The organism is Catenibacterium sp. UBA627 (assembly GCF_002299355.1).
Classification (GTDB): domain Bacteria; phylum Bacillota_I; class Bacilli_A; order Erysipelotrichales; family Coprobacillaceae; genus Catenibacterium; species Catenibacterium mitsuoka.
Map to the genome: position 1 here is coordinate 1 of NZ_DBPF01000107.1, position 3,729 is coordinate 3,729.

General features: G+C 31.6%; 3 protein-coding genes and 1 pseudogene. All 4 read left to right on the plus strand.

Annotated elements, in window-relative coordinates; genetic code table 11:
• Positions 1-262: 262 nt before the first annotated feature.
• The 4 genes and pseudogenes from B2S90_RS06890 to B2S90_RS06905 all read left to right on the plus strand — a co-directional run bounded on the left by B2S90_RS06890 (position 263) and on the right by B2S90_RS06905 (position 3,711).
• Positions 263-1,465, plus strand: coding sequence for a restriction endonuclease subunit S (locus B2S90_RS06890; protein ID WP_286696771.1), 1,203 nt, complete (start codon positions 263-265; stop codon positions 1,463-1,465).
• A 60-nt stretch (positions 1,466-1,525) separates the two neighbouring features.
• Positions 1,526-2,454: pseudogene (locus B2S90_RS06895) on the plus strand (tyrosine-type recombinase/integrase).
• Between the two features lie 532 nt (positions 2,455-2,986).
• Entirely contained in the window at positions 2,987-3,454 is a 468-nt protein-coding gene (locus B2S90_RS06900; protein WP_286696772.1) for a hypothetical protein, read from the plus strand.
• Positions 3,451-3,711 carry a hypothetical protein gene (locus B2S90_RS06905; RefSeq protein WP_286696773.1) on the plus strand — a complete coding sequence of 87 codons (261 nt, stop codon included), beginning with the start codon at positions 3,451-3,453 and terminating at the stop codon, positions 3,709-3,711. Before B2S90_RS06900 ends, B2S90_RS06905 begins: the two co-directional genes overlap by 4 nt.
• The last annotated feature ends 18 nt before the right edge of the window (positions 3,712-3,729 follow it).

Consider the following 3,729-nt stretch of genomic DNA (forward strand, 5'->3'; position numbering starts at 1 on the left):
GCTACTAATCTGAGAGATGCTACAACTTACGAAGTTGCATAAATAAACGCAAGCGTAGGTATGTACCGAAGGCTATTTCGGGAATTTACGACTATGGAGTGTACAAGAACTTGTGAGTAGATATGATTTTTGTCAATCCAAAGCATACACGATGACATAGTAAGTAATGTTCGTGAGAACTTACATTATCTCGATGTGAGTATATTTAATCACATTTTGAGTGGCAGCTAAATGTGGGTGATAAATCTGCATTTATAGAGTTATGGTGAAAGAATGGATTAAAATATCAGACTTATTATTTTTTCAAGAAGGACCAGGAGTTCGAAATACACAATATACTCAAAGTGGCGTTAAGTTATTAAATGTTGCTAATTTAGTTAATGGAAAAGTAGATTTGTCTACATCAGATAGATATATTTCTGAAGATGAAGCTTATGGTAGGTATAAACATTTTTTATGTGATGATGGAGATTTTATAATAGCTAGTTCAGGGATTAAAGTAGAATATTTTGATAGAAAAATGGGATTTGTTGATAGTAGCATGCTTCCTTTATGCATGAATACTAGTACAATTAGATTTAAAGTGATTGACAGTAAGAGACTAAATATCAAGTATTTTATGTATTATTTGAAGTCTATTCATTTCAAACAACAATTGTCAAAATTTATTACTGGATCAGCTCAGCTAAATTTTGGACCGAGTCATTTGAAGAAAATGAATATGCCACTTGTTTCACTTAAAGAACAAAATGATATAGTTGAGAAATTATCTAAAGTAGAATCGCTGCTTGATAAGTATAATGGTGAAATTAAATTATTGGACGAGCTAATTAAAGCCCGATTTGTGGAGATGTTTGGGGATCCAGTTAAAAACGATATGTTGTGGAATACTGATGTTCTTAAGGATATTTGTACTAAGATAGGTTCTGGCTCAACTCCTAGAGGAGGTAAAGAATCTTATATCGATGAAGGTATCTCTTTGATAAGAAGCATGAATGTTCATAATGCATATTTTGAGTATAAGGACTTAGCACATATAAAGTTAGATCAAGCAGAAAAGTTAAACAATGTAGTGGTAGAGCATGATGATTTATTATTTAATATAACTGGTGCATCAGTTGCGAGATGTTGTGTTGTACCTTCAGATGTTTTGCCAGCAAGAGTTAACCAACATGTTTGTATTTTACGTTGTAGAGAAAAAATAAATCCTATATTTTTACAAGGATTATTAGTGAATGAAAACTATCAAGGTAAATTATTACAGATAGCTAAAAGTGGTGCTACAAGAGAGGCGATAAATAAGCAACAATTGGAATCTTTAGAAATTATGATTCCCCCTCTAGAACTCCAGAACCAGTTCGCATCATTCGTAGAAGAAATCGATAAATCAAGGCATCGAATACAGAAGTCATTAGAAGCATCACAAGAACTATTCGATAGCTTAATGCAAGAGTATTTTGGTTAATATAATTGAATAAATTTGTTTAATAGGGTGTAGATGATGTTGGTAACGGAGGTTATCAACATAAAAGAAACCACTATTAAAGAAATTGAACAGAAATTGTTACATTATCTAGACAATGCACAGATGGAAATGTTACATAGAACATTAAAGTCTTGTCTGGATAACGTAACTTTTATTATGCAAGAAGATATTATTCAGGATATATTTGAATATTCTATTGTGGAACTCATGGATAAGTTTATTGCATCTAAAGAGATAGAAGGATATTCAAAAAGAACAACTCAATACTATAAGTCTACTTTAGTGATGTTGGAGAATAGAACAGATATACATTTTACACATATGACTACAGATCATTTAAGAACATATCTTACTGATTATCAGAAGATAAACAATTGTTCTAAGGTAAGTATTGATAATATTAGAAGAAATCTAAGTAGCTTCTTCTCTTGGCTAGAAGAAGAAAACTATATTCTTAAGAGTCCTATGAAGAGAATTCATAAAATAAAGACAGATAAGGTGATTAAAGAAACTTTATCGGATGAGTCTTTAGAGTGTTTAAGGGATAGTTGTGATAATTTAAGAGACTTGGCTATTATTGATTTGTTGGCTTCTACAGGTATGAGAGTAGGAGAACTAGTGAATATCAATATAGAAGATATCGATTTTGAGAATAGAGAATGTGTTGTATTTGGTAAGGGTAATAAAGAAAGACCTGTATACTTTGATGCAAGAATAAAAATACACTTAATAGGTTACAGATTAGTGGTGTAGAGATAAGATTAAGGAATTTAGGTAGACGTTTAGGTATTCATAGAGTACATCCTCATAAGTTTAGAAGAACAGTAGCTACTAGAGCTATAGATAAGGGAATGCCTATTGAACAGGTACAGAGTTTATTGGGTCATTCACAGATAGATACGACTATGCATTATGCTATGGTTAATCAGAATAATGTAAAGGAATCATATAGAAAGTTTGTGGCTTGATAGGGTGAATAATTGAGAAGGGAAGTTCTCTATAAATCCTGATTTATCTAAAGAACTGCTCAGAAAAATAAATAAGAGCTTCACTTTAAGTTATCAGAATTCTAAGAAGGTTAGAAAACTGTTAGAAGCCATCAAAAACAAGGCTTCTCAGTAACCGCTCACTATTCCTCATAAGATCCTTAATCTTTTAACCACTAAAAAAGCAGCTTTAGCTGCTAATGACTGCTACCTAACATATCTCTTAGTTCTCTAAAAGTATCCTCTATAGGTGCTACTCTACCATTTCTAATATCCTCTTCAGACTTTTCAAGTAATACCAATAATTCATTCATCTTTTATTCCCAATAAAGTTCTTTTTTAGGATATAATAGAAACAAGAAGGGATGATACTGTTGAACTTTACTTTTTTAAAAAACAAAACAGAATTCCAGGACTTTGCTTTTACATGTATAGAAGCAGAAAAAGGATTAATGGTATCACCTGCTAACTGTGCAATACTTACAAGACGTGCATTAGAACAAGCATACATTACATGTATAAGAATGACATAGACTTACAGATGCCTTATAGAGATAATCTAAGTGCTTTAGTCAATGAATATACATTTAAACAAATTATTCCAACAGAAATCTATGAAGGAATTAGATATGTTATTACTTTAGAAAATTTTGCAGTACATACAAGTAGAAAAGTAAAAAGAGAAGAAGCAGTTCTTGCTTTAAATAATCTCTATAGACTTGTTAACTGGATGAACTATTCTTATGGAGTAGATTATCAACAACAATTACCTGAATTTGATCCTACTAAGTTACCTGATCAAACACATATGTTTGTGAATAAGGATCTAAAAGAACAGGTAAGAGATATTCTTAATAAACAGAAAGAAAAAGAAGAAAAACAAAAAGAAGAACTGGCTCGATTAGTTGCTGAAAATGAGAAATTAAGAAGACAAGGGGCAGCTAAGAGAAAAGAAGATAAAGCTGTTAAATATGTTATGTGAATAAGATTCCTGAATGGAGGACAAGACAGCTTTATATTGATTTCATGCTGAAGGAAGCAGGATGGGATTTTGATACAAATGTAGAGGAAGAATGTCCTGTTCATTATATTCCAACAGAGTCTCAAGTAGGTTTTGTGGATTATATATTACGTGGAAGAACAGGAAAGATTATTGCTGTTATAGAAGCAAAGAAAACAAGTGTAGATCCTCGTGTAGGACGTAATCAGGCAAAACTTTATGTAGACTGTATTGAATAAGAATACGGGCTAAGACCT

Excerpts from the sequence above, each read along its gene's own strand:
- B2S90_RS06890 (WP_286696771.1), top strand. The coding sequence starts at position 263 with ATGGTGAAAGAATGGATTAAAATATCAGACTTATTATTTTTTCAAGAA.
- B2S90_RS06900 (WP_286696772.1), top strand. The coding sequence starts at position 2,987 with ATGTATAAGAATGACATAGACTTACAGATGCCTTATAGAGATAATCTA.